The sequence below is a fragment of the Planococcus sp. TJ-302 genome (genome assembly GCF_058268455.1).
In genome coordinates this window covers 1678250-1697615 of sequence record NZ_JBZDOI010000001.1, presented here as the reverse complement: position 1 = coordinate 1697615, position 19366 = coordinate 1678250, and the positions used below count along the sequence as shown (strand labels likewise).

At 47.4% G+C, this 19366-nt stretch carries 19 protein-coding genes; all 19 read left to right on the top strand.

Annotated features, from left to right (window positions below; translation table 11 throughout):
• The first annotated feature begins 17 nt into the window (after positions 1–17).
• The 19 genes from AC4EHB_RS08290 to AC4EHB_RS08200 all read left to right on the top strand — a co-directional run bounded on the left by AC4EHB_RS08290 (position 18) and on the right by AC4EHB_RS08200 (position 19340).
• Positions 18–491, top strand: a complete 474-nt coding sequence (locus tag AC4EHB_RS08290) for a GNAT family N-acetyltransferase (protein WP_490975097.1) — start codon at positions 18–20, stop codon at positions 489–491.
• A gap of 79 nt (positions 492–570) precedes the next feature.
• Positions 571–1020: an Lrp/AsnC family transcriptional regulator gene (locus AC4EHB_RS08285; RefSeq protein ID WP_490975096.1), complete on the top strand. Its 450-nt coding sequence runs from the start codon at positions 571–573 to the stop codon at positions 1018–1020.
• 355 nt (positions 1021–1375) lie between these two features.
• Entirely contained in the window at positions 1376–2317 is a 942-nt protein-coding gene (locus tag AC4EHB_RS08280) for an ABC transporter permease (RefSeq protein ID WP_490975095.1), read from the top strand.
• Positions 2318–2332: 15 nt separating this feature from the next.
• Positions 2333–3220: an ABC transporter permease gene (locus tag AC4EHB_RS08275; protein WP_490975094.1), complete on the top strand. Its 888-nt coding sequence runs from the start codon at positions 2333–2335 to the stop codon at positions 3218–3220.
• Positions 3221–3236: 16 nt separating this feature from the next.
• Positions 3237–4796 (top strand): glutathione ABC transporter substrate-binding protein, encoded by a 1560-nt coding sequence (locus AC4EHB_RS08270; RefSeq protein WP_490975093.1) that lies wholly within the window; start codon positions 3237–3239, stop codon positions 4794–4796.
• Between the two features lie 7 nt (positions 4797–4803).
• Entirely contained in the window at positions 4804–5817 is a 1014-nt protein-coding gene (locus tag AC4EHB_RS08265; protein WP_490975092.1) for an ABC transporter ATP-binding protein, read from the top strand.
• Positions 5783–6784, top strand: coding sequence for an ABC transporter ATP-binding protein (locus tag AC4EHB_RS08260; protein ID WP_490975091.1), 1002 nt, complete (start codon positions 5783–5785; stop codon positions 6782–6784). The genes AC4EHB_RS08265 and AC4EHB_RS08260 overlap by 35 nt, the downstream gene beginning before the upstream one ends.
• 59 nt (positions 6785–6843) lie before the next feature.
• Complete coding sequence (locus AC4EHB_RS08255) at positions 6844–8448, top strand: gamma-glutamyltransferase family protein (RefSeq protein ID WP_490981180.1); 1605 nt, start codon at positions 6844–6846, stop codon at positions 8446–8448.
• A gap of 17 nt (positions 8449–8465) precedes the next feature.
• A complete protein-coding gene (locus AC4EHB_RS08250) occupies positions 8466–9041 on the top strand; it encodes a chromate transporter (RefSeq protein ID WP_490975637.1) in 576 nt (191 codons plus the stop codon).
• Positions 9038–9571, top strand: coding sequence for a chromate transporter (locus AC4EHB_RS08245; RefSeq protein WP_490975089.1), 534 nt, complete (start codon positions 9038–9040; stop codon positions 9569–9571). Before AC4EHB_RS08250 ends, AC4EHB_RS08245 begins: the two co-directional genes overlap by 4 nt.
• A gap of 144 nt (positions 9572–9715) precedes the next feature.
• Positions 9716–10219 carry an RrF2 family transcriptional regulator gene (locus AC4EHB_RS08240; RefSeq protein ID WP_490975088.1) on the top strand — a complete coding sequence of 168 codons (504 nt, stop codon included), beginning with the start codon at positions 9716–9718 and terminating at the stop codon, positions 10217–10219.
• On the top strand, positions 10216–10440 hold the full coding sequence (locus tag AC4EHB_RS08235) for a DUF896 domain-containing protein (protein ID WP_490975087.1): 225 nt from the start codon (positions 10216–10218) through the stop codon (positions 10438–10440). The genes AC4EHB_RS08240 and AC4EHB_RS08235 overlap by 4 nt, the downstream gene beginning before the upstream one ends.
• 17 nt (positions 10441–10457) lie before the next feature.
• The gene (gene hslO / locus AC4EHB_RS08230) at positions 10458–11327 is read left to right on the top strand and encodes an Hsp33 family molecular chaperone HslO (protein WP_490975086.1); all 870 of its coding nucleotides are present in this window, start codon (positions 10458–10460) and stop codon (positions 11325–11327) included.
• A gap of 232 nt (positions 11328–11559) precedes the next feature.
• A complete protein-coding gene (locus tag AC4EHB_RS08225) occupies positions 11560–12162 on the top strand; it encodes an alpha/beta hydrolase (protein ID WP_490981179.1) in 603 nt (200 codons plus the stop codon).
• Positions 12163–12221: 59 nt separating this feature from the next.
• Entirely contained in the window at positions 12222–13187 is a 966-nt protein-coding gene (locus AC4EHB_RS08220; RefSeq protein ID WP_490975084.1) for a glutaminase, read from the top strand.
• A gap of 123 nt (positions 13188–13310) precedes the next feature.
• A complete protein-coding gene (locus AC4EHB_RS08215) occupies positions 13311–15359 on the top strand; it encodes a catalase (RefSeq protein WP_490981178.1) in 2049 nt (682 codons plus the stop codon).
• A gap of 138 nt (positions 15360–15497) precedes the next feature.
• Complete coding sequence (locus AC4EHB_RS08210; protein WP_490975082.1) at positions 15498–16745, top strand: DUF2382 domain-containing protein; 1248 nt, start codon at positions 15498–15500, stop codon at positions 16743–16745.
• Between the two features lie 85 nt (positions 16746–16830).
• Positions 16831–17031: a YwbE family protein gene (locus AC4EHB_RS08205; protein ID WP_490975081.1), complete on the top strand. Its 201-nt coding sequence runs from the start codon at positions 16831–16833 to the stop codon at positions 17029–17031.
• A gap of 182 nt (positions 17032–17213) precedes the next feature.
• Positions 17214–19340, top strand: coding sequence for an ATP-dependent helicase (locus tag AC4EHB_RS08200; RefSeq protein ID WP_490981177.1), 2127 nt, complete (start codon positions 17214–17216; stop codon positions 19338–19340).
• The last annotated feature ends 26 nt before the right edge of the window (positions 19341–19366 follow it).

The following is a 19366-nucleotide window of genomic DNA, read 5'->3' as shown; positions in this document are numbered from 1 at the left end:
CGGAGAGAGGTGCATTTATGATTGAACGATTGAACCATCACCAGGAAAAAACGGCAAAAGAAATTCAACGTCTGCAAAAGCGTGCCTACCAAGTTGAAGCCGAACTGATCGGATTCGACGGCATTCCGCAATTAAATGAGTCCATATTGGAAATTCAGAATTCGGGCGAAACTTTCATTGGGTATTCCAACGGAGTGTTGGCCGGCTTCATTTCCTACAAAGTGAAGGGGCCCTTAGTCGATATCCACCGGCTAGCCGTTGCACCCGCACATTTTCGGCAAGGGATAGGACGTACATTACTTGCGCATTTGCTGGAAAATTTTCCATGCAGCGATTTTATCGTCAGCACAGGCACATTGAATGAACCCGCTAGAAAATTGTATGAAATGTTTGGTTTTAAACTGCAAGGAAGCTTTGAACCGGAGCCTGGAATTCCATGTGTAATTTATCATAAAATTAAAACATTACATATAAATGATTTCGAAAAGTAAAAATAATTATAATTTATCTTTCAAAACGGAAGTAAAGGACGTATAATCATATACAAAAATATAGTTTAGAGGTGCGCTTATGAAATTGGATGAAATTGATAAGAAGATATTGGATTTATTGACGGTCAACGGCCGTTCTTCGTATGTCGACATCGGTAAAGAATTGAGCCTGTCACGCGTGGCAGTCCGGGAACGTGTCCATCAACTGACCGAGGCGGGCATCATTGAAAAGTTCACGGTGGTCATTAATAGCGAAAAAGTTGGAAAAAAAGTATCCGGTTTCTTTGAAGTAGATTGTGAACCATCCTCCCTTGTTGAAGTTGCGCAGGCGCTGGCGGATAACCCCAGTGTTGCAAGCTGCTACCAGATGACCGGTCCATCGACTCTGCACATGCATGTCTTGGTGGATGACTTTACTGATCTGGAGAAATTCATTAACAAGGAATTATATGCGCTTGAAGGAATCACGCGCGTAGAAAGCCACATTTTATTACGCCGTTTCAAGAGCAGAAATGGTTTGAAACTTTAAGAGCTTGCAGCATATTCAATTGCTGCAGGCTTTTTTTGTGCGGAAAATTGATTATTTCTCAGAAAATCCTTTTTTATAGTCAATTGCGATGCTTTCTTTTTGTATTCCAAAATATTGGAAAGTGTTTTCATCCATATATTTCAAAATGTATAATAATTATTATAAAAACGAACTAAAAGAAGGATTTTTCAATAGAATTATAATTTTATGAATGAAAAAAATAAAAAATAATGACTTTTTTGAAAATTCGTATAGATTTTTTAAAAGACTTGCTCTATAATCAAAGAAATCAAAAAAATCATTTGTTAATCGTTTTCATTTAAACACTTAACAAATGTAAAGAGGGGGAGGAACAATGCTTGCTTTAATAATCCGCCGGATAATGCAATTGGCATTCTTGCTATTCGGAATCTCATTTCTTGTCTTTTCTTCTATGTATATTGCGCCCGGAAATCCGGCAGCTATCATTGGCGGCCCAACTGCTACGGCGGAAGATATTGCGGCAATCGAAGCGAATCTCGGCTTGGACGATCCGTTTCTTACACAATACGTACGATACGTCGGTAATGCAGTGCAAGGGGATTTCGGTTATTCCTATCAGACAGCCCAACCAGTTGCTGATGCCATTGCGGTCCGCTTTCCAAACACGTTGAAACTGGCAATTGCCAGCATGATCGTTGCGGTGGTCATCGGAATCATCACAGGGCTGATCTCGGCGCTGAAGCAAAATTCTTTGCTCGATGTATCGGCAACGACCTTTGCTTTAGCGGGCATCTCGATACCGAACTTCTGGCTAGGGGCATTGCTTATTCTGGTCTTCTCGGTCAATCTCCAATGGTTGCCGGTAGGAGGGATGACCAACCCCTTCTACACGCTCGCGGGAATTAAAGAATTGATCCTGCCGGCCATTACGCTTGGCACAGGTTCAGCTGCTATGATTGCCCGCATGACACGGTCTTCTATGCTTGAAGTAATCCGTGCCGATTATGTCCGGACAGCGCGTGCGAAAGGTGTTAAAGAGAAAAACGTTATATGGATCCACACATTAAAGAACGCAATGATTCCGATTATCACAGTCATCGGCTTGAACTTCGGTTTCCTGCTTGGCGGCACGATCATCACAGAGAAAGTATTCGCAATCAATGGGGTCGGCCGCTTGATGATTGATGCCATTGCTGCCCGGGACTTTCCAATGGTCCAAGGTTCTGTGCTTCTCGTCGCCACCTTGTTCGTAGTTGTCAATCTGCTTGTTGATATCATCTACACCTATATCGATCCAAGGATCAAATTCGATTAAAAAGGAGGGGACCCAATGGCAATAGCGGAAACGGTTGCTTTAAAAGAAAAAAAGCGAGAGAAATATATCGTCACCACGATTCGGCGCTTGTTTAAAAACAAATTGGCGGTAGCTGGCCTGATTATCGTCATCCTGCAAATCCTGATGGCCATTTTTGCACCAGCCATTACAGTACATGATCCGATAAAACAGAATCTTGCCAGCAGTGAATTGCCGATGTTCAGTGACGGCCATTGGCTTGGCACTGATAATTATGGCAGGGATGTCTGGAGCCGCATTGTTTACGGCGCACGGATTTCTCTAGTAGTGGGATTAGTTGCCGTCTCATTAGGGCTTATCGGCGGAGTGCTTCTGGGCATGCTCGCCGGCTTTTATCCGAAGCTTGACGCTGTTATCATGCGCTTTGTCGATTTACTGTTTTCGTTTCCGGGAATTCTTTTGGCGATGCTGATCATCGCTATCCTGGGAACTAGCCTAGTCAATGTCGCAATCGCCATCAGCATCTGGTCGATTCCCACATGCGCGCGCATTGTCCGCGGCTCGGTATTGTCGATTAAAGAAAAAGAATACATCATGGCCATGCGCTCGATGGGCGCTTCGGATCTACGGATCATGGCCAGGCACATCTTGCCGAACGCCACCGCGCCAATCATTGTTTTCGCAACAATGCGGATGGCGACCGCTATCCTTTCCACTGCTTCACTCAGCTACTTAGGGCTTGGCGCACAGCCGCCGACTCCGGAATGGGGTGCCATGATTTCACAAGGCCAAGACTTTATGTGGACATCTCCGCATTTGACGATTGTGCCCGGCATCGCCATCATGCTGACAGTTTTCGCATTTAATGTACTCGGAGACGGCTTACGCGACGCGCTCGATCCGAATATGGATATACAACAATAAGAATGGGGGAATTTAAATGAAAAAACACTGGCTGCTTTTATTAACATTGATCGGGGTATTGATTTTAGGGGCTTGTTCTGGTGGAAGTACCATTCCAGAAGGGCAGGAAGGTTCAGGTTCTGATTCGGAGCCGGCAAGCGGAGGGGCGAAGGAAGTTATTTATGCTTCAACTTCTGATGCGGTGGGATTATCACCGACAATGACGAATGACTCTGTTTCTTCGAACGTCATGACTCAGATTTATGAAAACCTATTTGAAAGAAATCCGGAAACAATGGAATTGGAACCGAAGCTTGCAGAATCCTATGAAAACACAGATGACCTGACTTGGGTGATCAAATTGAAAGAAGGCATCACTTTCCAAGATGGCACGCCGTTCAACGCGGAAGCAGTCAAATATACGTACGATAAGTTGCGCGACCCGGCAACTGCCGCGCCACGTGCATCCTTATTAGAACCGGTGGATACGGTAACGGTTATTGATGAAACAACTGTTGAAATCAAAACGAAATACCCATACGGACCGCTGCTTGCAGCATTGTCCCACTCAAACGCTGCTATTATCAGCCCAACTGCTGATGAAAAACAAGATTTGATGCAAAATCCGGTAGGCACAGGCCCATTCAAATTTGTCAGCTGGGCGACTGGCGACCAAATCGTCCTTGAAAAAAATGCAGACTACTGGGATGGAGAAGTTGCGCTTGATAAAGTGGTATTCAGAGTAGTGCCAGAAACATCAACTGCTATTTCAATGCTTCAGACAGGTGAAGTAGGCTTCCTGGATGCATTGCCGCCAGAACAAATTTCCCGTATCGAAGGCTTGAAAAATGTCGATGTGTCCAAACAGGAAGGGACTCCGGTCTACTACCTGACTTTCAACCATTCACAAGAGCGCAACCAGGATCCAGCATTCCGAAAAGCGGTCGCTCAAGCAATCGATCGTGACGCTTTTGTTGAAAAATTGAACGGATTGGGCGTAAGAAGCGACAGCGTACTTGGACCGAAAGTCTTTGGCTATAACGAAAGTGCAGACAAAGCAGGAACAGCATACGATCCAGAAGCTGCTAAGAAACTGGTAGAAGAAAACGGTTTTGGGGACGAGCCGATCAAATTGCTTGCAGCGAACCGCGACAATTTTGTCTTGATGGCGGAAATTGTCCAAGCACAATTGACTGATGCAGGATTCAAAGTGGAAATTGAAATGATGGAATGGGCGACATTCCTTGATACAGCACGCGGCGGTGAATATGATTTGACATTCTTGAGCTGGTCGAATGTTACAAGTGACGGTTCTGAGATGCTTTACCCGAACTTCCATTCCGATAACGTTGGAAATTCAAACCGTGCGCAGTACAGCGATCCTGAATTCGATAAATTGGTTGAAGCGTCACGTACGACTATAGACCAGGCTGAACGCGAGCAACATTTGAATGAGGCGAATATGTACATGCTTGAAAACGATATTGCCGTCGTCATGTATCACGGCCTTGTAACTTCAGCTACTGACAAATCAATCAAAGGGCTGAAAGTGGACCCGAATGGCCAATGGAGCTTAAAAGACGTAACGAGAGAGTAGGGAGAATATGGGAGAAAGATTGCTTGACGTGAAGAATCTGGTTACATCATTTCGTACAGCCGATGGAACATTGCAAGCGGTCAGAGATGTTTCTTTCCATGTTGATAAAGGGGAAACGCTTTGCATCGTTGGCGAGTCCGGCTGCGGGAAAAGCATCACTTCTTTATCGGTGATGCGCTTGCTCCCATCCAACGGCTCAATCGAAAGCGGAGAGATTTTGCTGAACGGTGAACCTCTTCAAAATCTGTCAAATGAAAAAATGCGCAGAATCCGCGGCAATCGGGTTTCGATGATTTTCCAAGAGCCGATGACGGCGTTGAATCCGGTTTTGACAATCGGCTTTCAATTGCGTGAGCCGCTGATGCTGCACCATAAAGTGTCGAAAGCGGAAGCATCGATACAAGGCATTGAATTGCTTCGGCAAGTGGGGATTCCCAATCCGGAGAAACGGTTGAACCAATACCCGCATGAACTGAGCGGGGGGATGCGCCAACGGGTCATGATTGCTATGGCCTTGTCCTGCCATCCGAGTTTGCTGATTGCGGATGAACCTACTACAGCGCTGGATGTTACCATCCAGGCACAGATTCTGGACTTGATCAAAGACTTGAAAGAGAAATTGAATATGGGCGTTTTGATGATTACCCATGATATGGGCGTCGTAGCAGAAGTTGCAGACCGCGTCATGGTCATGTACGCAGGAAAGAAAATCGAAGAAGGACCGGTGGAAGAAATATTCACTAATCCAAGCCATCCCTATACATTAGGGTTGTTGCACTCGGTACCGAACGTCGATGATCCTGAATTTGAACTGGAACCGATTCCGGGCAATATGCCTGGATTGAATGAACAGATCACTGGCTGCCGTTTTCATCCGCGCTGCAAATTCGCAATGGATAAATGCAGAGTGACGGAACCTCCTAATTTCACTTTATCCAATGGCCATAGCGCGATGTGCTGGTTGAACGAAAAGGAGGCCGAAAAAGATGAAAGCAGTGGAAGAGTTACGGTCGAATCCTGAAGTCCTCGTTGAATTAAATGGTGTAAAAAAATACTTTCCAATCAAAGGCGGGGTCTTTAAACGAGTTGTCGGCAATGTCAAAGCTGTTGAGTCGGTAACGCTGAAATTATACAAAGGCGAAAGCCTCGGAGTGGTAGGCGAATCTGGCTGTGGTAAATCCACGCTGGGGCGCACAATCCTCGGGCTTGAGGAGCTGACTGATGGTACAATTAGCTTCGGACAGCAGGAAATCCAGGATCTGAGCCGCAAGGAAAAAAAGAAATTCGTCAAAGAAATGCAAATGATTTTCCAGGATCCTTACGCTTCGCTGAATCCGCGACAGCGAATCGGCCATGCATTGGATGAAGTGTTCAAAATGCATACCGATATGTCGGCGAAAGAGCGGAAAGATTCCGTTTTGAGCTTGTTAGCCGAAGTCGGGCTGAAGCCTGAACATTACGACCGCTATCCGCATGAATTCAGCGGAGGCCAGCGGCAGCGAATCGGCATTGCCCGGGCAATTGCCCTCAATCCTTCTTTTGTCATTTGTGATGAAGCGGTATCGGCATTGGATGTTTCAGTGCAGGCGCAAGTCTTGAAACTGCTGAAAACCATCCAGAAAAAGTACGATCTTTCTTATATGTTCATTTCCCACGATTTAGGAGTTGTGCGCTACTTCTGCGATCGGGTGCTTGTTATGTACCTGGGGAATATGGTGGAAATGAGCGATGTATCCAAAATCTTCAATAACCCGCTCCACCCTTATACAAAAGCGCTGTTGTCGGCGATTCCGAGACCGGCAATCAACGCGAAACGCGAACGTATCCGCCTTGTTGGCGATATGCCGAATCCGGCAAATCCGCCTACAGGCTGCCCATTCCACACCCGCTGTCCGATTGCGCAGGATGTTTGTGTTGTGGACAAGCCGGCGTTTGTGGAACATGAACCAAATCATTTTGCGGCGTGCCATTTCGCGGGCAAACTATGAGCCGGGTGCCGGGGGAAACTCCGGCAGCTGGCTTTTATTCTGAATCTGGAGGAATTTCAATGGACTATTTACAGCACCCGTTCGAATCGAAAAGACATACGGTATTTTCAAAAAAAGGCATGGTTGCAACTTCCCAGCCTTTAGCGGCACAAGCAGGGATCGAAGTGATGCAAAAAGGCGGCAACGCAATCGATGCCGCAATTGCAACAGCGGCTGCGCTGACAGTCGTTGAACCAACTTCAAATGGAATCGGGGGAGACGCTTTTGCATTAGTTTGGGTAAAAGACAAGCTTCACGGTCTGAACAGTTCAGGTCCTGCGCCGGCGAAAATTTCGATAGAAGCTGTAAAAGCGCTCGGGCATGACAAGATGCCGGTACACGGCGTAGTGCCAGTCACGGTTCCTGGCGTTCCCGCTGCATGGGCCGAACTTTCAAAGAAATTCGGCAAATTGCCTTTGTCTGAAGCGTTAAAACCGGCAATCCGATATGCGGAAGAAGGCTATCCGTTGACGCCGATCCTTGGCAAGTACTGGAAAGCGGCTTATGAAAAATTCAAGGATTCGTTTACTTCTGAAGAATACCAATCGTGGTTCGATACGTTCGCACCGAATGGCCAGGCTCCGGAAATTGGAGAAATGTGGTCTTCACCAGGACATGCGGCAACGTTGAAGGAAATAGCCGAAACAGATGCACGTTCTTTCTATGAAGGGCCGCTGGCTGAAAAAATCGATGCTTTCATGAAGCAGCATAATGGCTTCCTTTCCAAAGAGGATCTTGCAGCATTCAAACCGCAATGGGTTGAGCCGGTGTCAGCCAATTACCGTGGCTATGATGTGTGGGAAATTCCGCCGAACGGCCAAGGCATGGTGGCATTGATGGCATTGAATATCTTCAAAAAACTGAAAGAGCCCAAATGGCAGTCAGCTGACACCTATCATCAACAAATCGAAGCAATGAAGCTGGCTTTCACAGATGGCAAAGAATTTATCACGGAACTAGAAGCGATGCCTGTCAGCGTCGAACATCTTCTGTCCGAAGAATATGCAGCACAGCGTGCCGGTATGATCGGTGAAGGCGCAGCAGATCCTGTTCCTTACGATCTGCCTAAAGGCGGGACCGTTTATTTGTCCGCAGCAGATGAAGAAGGCAATATGATTTCCTATATCCAAAGCAATTACATGGGCTTCGGTTCAGGAATCGTCATTCCAGGAACGGGAATCGGCCTGCAGAACCGCGGTGCAGATTTCTCGCTTGACCCGCAGCATCCGAATGTACTGCAAGGTGGAAAGCGGACTTATCACACGATCATTCCCGGATTCCTGACCAAAGACGGCAAAGCGGTCGGTCCATTCGGCGTAATGGGCGGCTATATGCAGCCGCAGGGACATTTCCAAGTAGTAACGAACACCATAGACTATTTAATGAACCCACAGGCTGCCCTTGATATGCCGAGATGGCAATGGATGGGCGGCAAAACGATTTTGGTCGAGCCGAATTTCCCGAATTATTTAGCGCAGTCGCTTGCGCGTAAAGGGCATGCAATTCAAGTAGCAACAGACGGCGGTGCTTTTGGCCGCGGCCAGATCATTTGGCGCAATCCGGACACGGGCGTATTGTCAGGCGGCACAGAGTCCCGTACGGATGGAGCCGTGGCTGTTTGGTGACTGAAGGGAAAAAAGGGATGGAGCCGCGGGCTGGTTCAGCCTTGAAAATAAATGCCGATTTATTTGCCGCCTTTTTTCGCGTCGGTATTTTAGGCTTCGGCGGAGGCCCCTCGGCAATCCCTCTTTTCCATGCGGAAGCTGTAAAAAAATATGACTGGATGACAGAAGACGAGTTCAGCGATACCTTGGCGCTGGCCAATACGATGCCAGGTCCGATTGCCACGAAAATGGCCGGCTATATAGGTTATCGCATCGGGGGCATCGTTGGAAGCATGACGGCGCTGATTGCATTAGTGGTGCCGACGGTCCTGATGATGATCCTGTTGCTCGGCGCATTGCAGCAATACAAGGGCGTTGAATGGGTAAACAGCATGTCGGCAGCAGTTGTTCCGGTTGTTGCGGTCATGCTGGGGGTGATGACCTGGGATTTCGTGAAAAAATCCGGGCAGTCCCTGGGCTGGCCCCGAGCTGCCTTGCTGCTCGGAATTTCGGTTCTGTTGATGGAAATCCTCCATATCCATCCGGTTGTTTTGATCATCGGAATTCTTTTGATCGTGTTGCTGGGCTTTAGAAAAGGAGGGCGGACAGCGTGATTTACTGGTCCATTTTTCTGGCGTTTTTTATTCCCGGCATATTGGGCTATGGCGGAGGCCCTGCCTCCATACCGCTTGTTGAGAAGGAAGTGGTTGACCGGTACGGCTGGATGACGACGCAGGAATTCGGAGAAGTGCTGGCATTGGGAAATGCACTTCCAGGACCGATTGCGACGAAGATGGCTGGCTATATCGGATACATGGAAGGTGGAATCCTGGGGTCATTTATCGGGTTGTTCGCTTCGGTGGCACCTTCACTGATTTTGATGATTGCCTTGATGATGACATTGATGAAATACAAAGATTCCCCGAAAGTCAAAAACATCACGAAGATGATCCGGCCAGTCATCGCTGTTCTTTTGGGCGCCATGACGCTACAGTTTTTTATGACTTCAGCAGAAACTTCCGGCAGCATACAAACCGTAGTGCTGGCGGTAGTCAGCTATTGGCTATTGGAAATCAAGAAAATCCATCCAGCCTTTGTCATATTGCTCGCACTCGTCTACGGCGGCCTCAGTGGCTTGTTTTAGTTTCTTAATAACCTCCAAAACCATTCGCATGCAGCGGGTGGTTTTTTGTTGCAGGCAGAAACCTTTACTTTTAATTCGAGATATTTTATTATAGCAATCAAGGACAATTGTTGTCCTCGTTAATAAGGGATAGAGGTGAGTTTCATGCACATGAAGACAGGGGTCGAGCAATCCGTATATGCCATTCTTTTGTTGAATATGCTGCCGGGCAAAGCAGTGCTGTCCGGTGAAGCAATCAGTCAGCAGTTGAATGCGTCACCCACTTATTTTCAGAAGTTGTTGAGGAAATTAGTCAGCGCAGATCTGGTGGCATCAGTGCCTGGCGTCAAAGGCGGATTCCGGTTGAAGAAACGCCCCGAGGAAATCTGTGTGTACGATATTTACTTGGCAATAGAGGGCAGGCAATCGCTGTATTCACCAAGCGGGATTTTGGGCGATTTGCTGGAACTTGAAAAACCCGAGGCCAGTTGCTTGTTGACGGATTTAATGGATGAAGCGGAATCAGCATGGAGAGCTGTCATGGAGCGGGAAACTGTGGCTTCATTGGCACGGAAGATGGAAGAACAGCGATTTCAGCCGAAAGCGGCAGAGCTTCAACAATGGTTGATCGAAAAAATGCTTGTTCAGGAAAGGAGCGGTAATCGATGATTGCAAGTTTGACTCGCATTAACGAATTATCAAAAATAGCAAAAGAAGTAGGCTTGACGAAAGCTCAGCAAGTGGAACAGCAAGTGCTGCGCGAAGATTACCTGCGCCAGATCCGTGGACAGGTAGAAAGTTCGGTTACCGGATTGACGATCATCGATCCGCTCGGCAACGACGTTACGCCAGATAAATTAAAAGATAAAACTGTTAACAATATTATATAGAAAGAAAGTGATTATAGATGAATGATTATTTAGTGAAAGCATTAGCATACGACGGACAAGTCCGCGCATACGCCACACGCACAACTGAATCCGTGGGGGAAGCGCAGCGCCGCCACTATACATGGCCGACTGCATCAGCCGCACTGGGCCGCTCAATGACAGCGACCGTCATGCTTGCAGCTATGATGAAAGGCGAAGAAAAGCTGACGATCAAAATCAACGGCAATGGACCGCTCGGAACGATTTTGGTTGATGCCAATGCCAAAGGAGAAGTCAGAGGATACGTGTCGAATCCGCATACCCATTTCGATTTGAACGAAAAAGGAAAATTGGATGTGCGCCGCGCTGTCGGAACGGAAGGGACGTTGTCGGTATCGAAAGACATTGGCTTGCTGCATCCTTTCGTCGGGCAAGTGCCGCTCGTATCAGGTGAGCTGGGTGAGGACTTCACGCATTATATCGTCACGTCGGAGCAGGTTCCTTCATCAGTGGGTGTTGGCGTAATCGTTAATCCGGATAACAGCATCCAGGCTTCCGGGGGCTTTATCATCCAGTTGATGCCGGGCACTGAAGAAAGTGTCATTGCGCATATTGAGCAGCGACTATCGGAAATTCCGACCATTTCGAGCATGGTGCGTGATGGCTTAACGCCTGAAGAGATTTTATCAGAAGTTCTCGGAAGCGAGAATGTTAAAGTTCTGGAAAAAATGCCTATCCAGTTCCAATGCCAATGTTCACGGGATCGCATATCGAATGCCATCATCAGCCTTGGCCCTGACGAAATTCAGGACATGATTGTGACCGATGGCCAAGCGGAAGCCCAATGCCATTTCTGCAATGAAAAATACCATTTTTCCAAACAGCATCTAGAAGAAATGCTTGGCTAGAAAAACATCTAATATTAATGCCGCCATCGTCGGCTGGCTTAAAAAATGCAGCGGATCCGTTCCGCTGCCTTTTTTTGTCGAAAAGCGTTGGTTAAAATAAAAACGGATTAGTTGGTATGAAGCGAAAAGTATGTTATTATTATCTCGAATTCAAGATAAGTTTCGAACTAATTAAAAAGGGGAAAGCCAGAACAGAGCAGAGGCTTTCTACTATCTCGGGAGGTTATAAAAGATGAAACACATATTCCAAAAAGGTACCGATCCATCCAAACCGACATTTCTAATGCTCCACGGCACAGGCGGCAATGAAAATGATTTGATGCCTATTGCGGCTCATATTGATTCGCAGGCTTCCGTCCTAAGTGTCCGCGGCAACGTTTCAGAAAATGGCATGCCGCGCTTTTTCAAGCGCTTGTCTGAAGGTGTATTCGATATGGAAGATTTGAAATTGCGGACCGAAGAATTATACGATTTTATTGGTAAAGCGGCTGAAGAAAACGGTTTTGACCGTGCCAATGTCATCGCCATCGGCTACTCGAACGGAGCGAATATTGCAGCCAATCTGCTCTTTACTTACGCAGATGCGCTGAAAGGTGCGATTCTTCACCACCCGATGGTGCCGAACCGCGACACGGAATTGCCGAATTTGGCAGGTGTCCCTGTATTCATCGCAGCCGGCACGAACGATCCGATCTGCCCAGCAGAAGAGTCGACAGATCTGGAACGGCTTTTAAGCGATGCCGGTGCCAGCGTCAAGCTTCATTGGGAAAATTACGGACACCAATTGACCATGCCGGAAGTCGAAGCGGCGAAAGAATGGTACGATAACTTATAATCATCCAACCCCTCTTGCACATTAAGAGGGGTTTTAGAAATTTTAGGAGGAGGGATGTTATGAAGGAAAATCCGCATATCCAGGAACAGCTTGAAGCATGGGTGAAAGAAAACAAAAGCCACGCTATTTTAGGGACGACCGCCCAATATATACCGGCGCTTGGAAAAGTGGATCCAAGTCTTCTCGGCATTTGCATGGTGGATGAGGATGGGCATTATTATTGCGCCGGAGATACGGACCAGGAATTTACGCTGCAAAGCATTTCAAAGGCGCTGACGTTCATCGCCGTGAGCTGCCATTACGGTTTGGATTTCGTTTTGGAGCGTGTAGACGTCGAACCGACGGGAGAAGCGTTCAATTCCATCATTCCGTTTGAAATACACCGGCCAAACAAGCCGTTCAATCCTTTTATCAATGCAGGAGCTATTACCATTTCTGCGATTTTGCCCGGGACAACGAGTCAGAAAAAATACGAATTTTTGCTTGAGTTTCTGGAAAAGCTTGTCGGCCATCCGCTGGAGCTCGATAAGGAAGTGTACGATTCGGAATGGAAGACATCGCATCGCAACCGGGCACTCGCCTACTATTTGAAAGAAGCGAAGTTTTTGGATATTGAAGTGGAAGAAGCGTTGGATATATATATTCGCCAATGTTCCATCAAAATGAGCGTCAAGGACTTGGCGCTGATCGGATTGATCATCGCCTACGACGGTTTTAACCCAATTACAAAAGAAACGCATTTTTCGGCTGAAATTGCGCAAGTGGCAAAAGTTTTGATGGTCACCTGTGGCATGTACAATTCATCCGGCAATTTTGCGGCGCATGTCGGCATTCCAGCGAAAAGCGGCGTGTCTGGCGGAATCATGGGGGCTGTGCCTCCGAAACTGCATTCCCAGACCTATGAATTCAAGGCTGGTGCAGGCATCGGTGTTTACGGGCCAGCAATTGATGTCCAAGGAAACAGCGCTGCAGGGACAATGATGCTGCGGCAGATTTCAAAAGAATGGGATTTAAGTATATTTTAAATGAAAAGCTCTGCAGGCTGTTTATGCCTGCAGAGCTTTTCATATTTTCCATTTGGCGTTTTATTAAAAAAGTTAGAGGGTAGAAGGAGAGAAGAAAGAAAATTGCGACAGAGGAGTGGAGAAATGGACAAGAAAACGAAAGTCGGCGCCGATAGCAAAGACGAACAGTTGGAACAATTCCGCAGTGATGACGCCGGAAAAGACATGACCACTAACCAAGGACTCAAAGTCTCGGAAGATGAATTTTCACTGAAAGCAGGAGAACGAGGGCCTACGCTGATGGAGGATTTCCATTTCCGCGAAAAAATGACGCATTTCGACCATGAGCGGATTCCTGAGCGTGTCGTCCATGCCAGAGGCTATGCTGCGCATGGCGTTTTCGAAGCATATGATTCATTGGAACATTTGACGAAAGCCAAATTTCTGTCTGCGAAAGGCAAGAAGACACCTGTTTTCGTGCGTTTCTCCACTGTGGCAGGCTCTAAAGGCTCCGCTGAAACCGTGCGGGATGTCAGGGGGTTTGCAACAAAGTTCTATACGGAGGAAGGAAATTACGACTTGGTCGGCAACAATATGCCTGTGTTCTTTATCCAGGATGCCATTAAGTTCCCGGACTTTGTCCATGCCGTGAAACCGGAACCGCATAACGAAATGCCTCAGGCAGCGAGTGCCCATGATACATTATGGGATTTCGTGGCGCATAATCAGGAAACGGCCCATGCCATTATGTGGCTGATGTCTGACCGCGCTTTGCCGCGCAGTTTCCGGATGATGGATGGTTTCGGCGTCCACGCGTTCCGCTTTGTCAACGCCGAAGGAAAATCCCATTTTGTGAAATTCAACTGGAAATCGACGCTCGGCGTGCATTCACTCGTATGGGACGAAGCACAGAAGATTTCAGGCAAAGACCCTGACTTCAACCGCCGAGATTTATATGAAGCAATCGAGAACGGAGATTTTCCTGAATTTGAATTAGGGGTTCAAATCATTCCAGAAGAAGATGAACATAAATTCGACTTTGATTTGCTGGATGCAACCAAGCTTTGGCCGCAAGAAGAAATCCCGATTCAAATTGTCGGCAAGATGACATTGAACCGCAACGTCGACAACGTTTTCGCAGAAACTGAGCAAGTAGCATTCCATGCAGGGCATGTTGTGCCTGGAATCGACTTTTCCAATGATCCGCTGCTGCAAGGGCGCTTGTTCTCCTATACAGACACGCAATTGATTCGCCTCGGCGGACCTAATTTCCACGAACTGCCGATCAACCGGCCGGTATGCCCATTCCACAATAACCAGCGCGATGGCTACGGGCGCCAAACAATTAACCGCGGGCAAGTGTCGTACCATAAAAATGGCTTGGCAAATAATAGTCCAGCGCCAGCGAGTCCCGCGGATGGCGGATTCGAACATTACCAGGAGAAAATGGAAGGGCGTAAAGTGCGTGCGCGCAGCGAAAGCTTCAAAGACCATTTCTCGCAGGCGACGATGTTCTGGAACAGCATGTCCGCGCCTGAAAAAGAGCATATCATCGAAGCGTTCAGCTTCGAACTCGGAAAATGCAAAGAAAAAGTCGTGCGCCAAAATGCGGTCGATATGTTTGCGAATGTAGATCTTGAAATGGCTAAGACGGTAGCTAAAAACGTCGGAGCTGTGGCGCCGCAAAGCGGCAATACAGCTGTTGGCAAAACTTCTCCTGCGCTGAGCCAGGAAAACACCATCAAAACGCCCGCAACGCGCAAGGTCGGGGTTTTGCTGGGAGACGGCTTTGAGGATAAAGAAGTGTCGAAAGTCTTTGAGGCATTGAAAGCTAAAGGGATTCAAGTGGAAATTATCAGTGAGATGCTGGGGATGGCTAAAGGGAAGAATGGCGGCGAATTTGAAGTAGACCATACGTTTACGACGGCAGACCCTGTGCTATATGACGCAATCTATGCAGTCGGCAGTGCATCGGTGAGCCGGAAGTTCGCTAAAGAAGCGGCGCGCTATGTTGGTGAAGCCTTCGACCATTACAAACCAATCGGAGCGACTCATGATGGCATGAAATGGATTGAAGCGGCCCATATGCAAGGGCAGCCGGGCGTGATAACCGGATCGGCGGATGGCAGTTTTCCAACTGATTTTATCGCCGCAATTACCAAGCACCGCCACTGGGAACGGAAAGTAGAGTGAGTTTTCGCATTATAATCCATTAGTCCTTAAATCGCAATAAAATGTTTCAGTGTTTTCAAGGCGGGTATTTCAAAACTAGTAAGATTTTTCGCAATACAAAAATTTTTGTAAACATAAAACAATTGGAGGAATAGAAAAATGGCCAACAATAAATTTATGGGAACTTTCGACAATGAGTCAGAGGTATTAAGAAAAATCGAAGAGTTAAGAGAGCAAGGTATTTCCGAAGATCATATGTACGTCATGGCGCATGATAAAGAACAGCTATCCATGGTAAGAGGGCGGACAGACGTGGATTATAAATCTGCTGAAGGCGGCTGGATGGATAAATTCATGGGCTTCCTTTCCGGTAATGAGCCGGTGCGTGAAGCATTCTCGGGCATGGGCGTAGACGATCAGGAAGCAGACCGCTATTACCAGGACGTGCAAAACGGCAAGATTTTATTGTTTGTTGATCAGGAAATCGGTTCGGATTACGACTCAAAAGATAGTGATATCGATCGCAATGTATACGGCGATCCGGGGAACAATACTACAGGTGCGGCAGGCTATGTCGGCGCAACCGGTGGAACTGCCGGCTACGGCGACTCAGGAATGGTGGCGCGTGACGGATTGACTGTGGATACAAACGAATCGAACGACGTTAACTACCACCGGGAAAAAGGCGAGCGCGGCATGACAGATGACGATGATTTGGCCGCTTCAGAACGACAAAACACTAATGAAACTGCAGGAGTCGGCGAAGACAGAGGCACAGGATTTGGTTTAGGGCCAGGCGTTTCAGTAGATGGCGATACTAGTAAAGACCGTGATGCAGACCGCTTTGACACAACAAATGGAATGGAGCGTGACACATTGAATAAAGACAATGAACGATACACAGATACAGATCGCACAGCTTCTAACTTCTCAGGCAATAACACAGATGCAGCAGGGACGGAAGAAGAGCGCCTGCGCCTTCACGAAGAACGTTTGCATGTGAACAAAGACCGTGTACAGACTGGCGAAGTGAACGTTGGGAAACGCACAGTGGAAAACGAACAATCGATTGATGTGCCGGTAGAACGCGAAGAGATTTATGTTGAACGGCGCCCGGTAAATGAAGAAGTCGATGGCGCTACAGCAGATGCCTACCAAGAAGGCGATAACATTCACATTCCATTGACAGAAGAACGCGTCAACGTTTCGAAAACGAATGTGGTCAGTGAAGAAATCGTAGTCGGCAAAAAGAAAGTCCAAGACACGGAAACAATTCGTGAAACTGTCCGTAAAGAAGAAGCTGACATTGACGAAGACGCTTCTTTCACTAATAAAAACAAAAAAGATACAACGTTGTCAGATCTTGATGACGATGATTTAGAAGGTAATCGCAAAAAACATTTTTAAGCAATGAATGCAAAGCGAGGCGGGGGAATCCCCGCCTTTTTGTATGCGATAATGTATACTGGAAGAAAGTCGGGAGGGATTTTGGATGGACGGCAAAAAAAGAAGTGACGTAAAACCGGGGCTGGAAGTCAACGTGATTTTAAAACAAGACCAGCGAAGCGGTAAAAAAACACAAGGCATCGTCAAAGATTTATTGACCAATTCCGCGACGCACCCTCATGGCATCAAGGTGAGGCTGGAAGATGGGCAAGTGGGCCGGGTCTGTGAAATTATCAGTCCGAAATAAATCGCATAAGGCAATGCTTGCCGGATTGCGGTAAAGGGCTCATTCCCATGAGTCCTTTTTTATGTTAGAAAATTATTCGCAACCGGACCGCAAGTTTTCTCTGCATCTTAAAAAACAACAAATAAATATCGCGCAGCCATGGTAAAATAGAAGGAATGATAGTGCGAAGGAGTATCTGCCGTATGAGCAATTTTTTTGAACGCAAACAACAACAGCTCGGCGTCGAGCTGAACAAAATACAGCGCAAAGCAGTGGAGCGGACTGAAGGCCCCTTGCTTCTCCTGGCATGCCCTGGATCCGGCAAGACCACGACGATGATCATGCGCATCGGCTACTTGATCGAAGAAAAAAAGGTGGCGGCGCAGCGCATTAAAGCGATCACATTCAGCAAAGCGTCAGCTGTCGATATGCAGGAACGCTATAAACGGCTTTTCCCTACGCTTGCACCTGTGGATTTTTCGACAATCCATAGCCTGGCTTTCCAAATTACCCGGGAGTATTTGTCGGAACTGCGCTATGTCATGATTGAAGGCAGCGAAAGCAACGGACTCCATAAAAAACGGCTGCTGCGGGAAATGTTTGAGACCGAAGTCGGGGAACCTATAACAGAAGACCAATTGGACGAATTGACCTCATTCATCAGTTTTGTGAAGAACAAGATGACGCCGCGCAGCGAGTGGAAAAAACTGAAGGCCCCTTTTGAAGGCGCCATTGAAATACTGAAGACCTATGAAGCGTTCAAAGAAAACTATGATGTTAGGTTAGTGGACTTTGACGATATGTTGTCGCTCGCGAACGAGGCGTTGGAAAAAGACAAAGCGCTATTGAAAAAATACCAGCAGCGCTGGGATTACGTGATGACCGATGAAAGCCAGGACACATCGATGATCCAGCATGCCATCGTGGAAAAGCTGGTGTTGCGCCACCAAAATCTGTGCGTCGTCGCTGATGACGATCAGTCGATTTATACGTGGCGCGCGGCAGAGCCCACTTATTTATTGAAATTCAAAACGGTTTATCCGGACGCTTACGTCATGAAAATGGAGCGCAATTACCGGTCCACGAAAAATATTGTCGACGCCGCGAATTTATTCATCAAGACGAATAAAAAGCGCCACGATAAAAACATGTTCACCAAACAGCCGGATGGCCAGCCAATCGTAATCAAACGGCTGGTTTCAGAAGATGCACAATTCAAATACCTGATGAAGGAATTGAAGGAGCTGGACAATTTCGGAGAAGTGGCGATTTTGTACCGCAATAATTCGTCTTCCACTTTGTTGATGAGCGAGCTCGACCGGATGGGCATCCCGTTTTATATGAAAGATGGGGACAACCGGTTCTTCTCCCATTGGATTGTCGAGGACATGCTGAATTTTATGCGTTTCAGCTTAAAGCCGGAGCGCATCGACATCTATTCAAAAGTCGCTTCAAAAACCAATGCCTACTGGTCAGGAAGCCAGCTGAAGTTCATGAGCAAGATGAAGCCATCAGAAATCAATGCCTTTGACGAAATCAACCGCCACATAACATTGAAAGATTACCAAATCCGGATATTGGGCGAGCAGAAGAAATGGTTCGAAGCATTGAAAGGCATGCAGCCGCTGAAAGTCATCCGCACCATCAGGGCAGATCTGGGCTATGACCAGATGCTTGCGAGCCGCGCGGAGAAATTCGGGATGCGGCTGCAATACCTGGAGCAGATCCTGGTAACACTGGAGCAGATTGCTGCGCCGCTTAGCAGCATGATGGAGTTTGCGAAGCGCCTGAAGGAATTGGAGCAGGTGACACAGGCAGCCAAAGCCGAAAAAACTGATGACATGCTGACGCTTTCGACATTCCACAGTTCCAAAGGGTTGGAATTCGACAGAGTGTATATGATCGACCTAGTGGAAGGCATCATTCCGACAGAAGAAGACACAGAGCAGCCGGATCTTCTTGAAGAGGCGCGGCGCCTGTTTTATGTCGGGATGACTCGCGCTAGAAAGCATCTTGAATTGATCAGCTATGATAGCGAATCCCGTTTTGTCGATGAAGTGCGGGATGTGGCGATTGCAGGAAAACCAGCTCTTAAGAAGGCTCCTGCAAAAGTACAGCCGCCGGTCAAAGTGAAAGTGCCCGACAATCCGAATGCCGTAAAAGATGGCGGCGAACTTGTGGCGGGAGCGACTGTACGGCACCGTGTGTTCGGAGCTGGTGAAATCATCGAACGTGATCATGAACGCCTGGTCATCCAATTTGCCAAAGAACGGAAAGAGCTGTTAATCGATATTTGCCTGAGCTACAAGCTGCTTGAAGTTATCGGGTAATTACCAGGCCCAGAGAAGAGATCAGA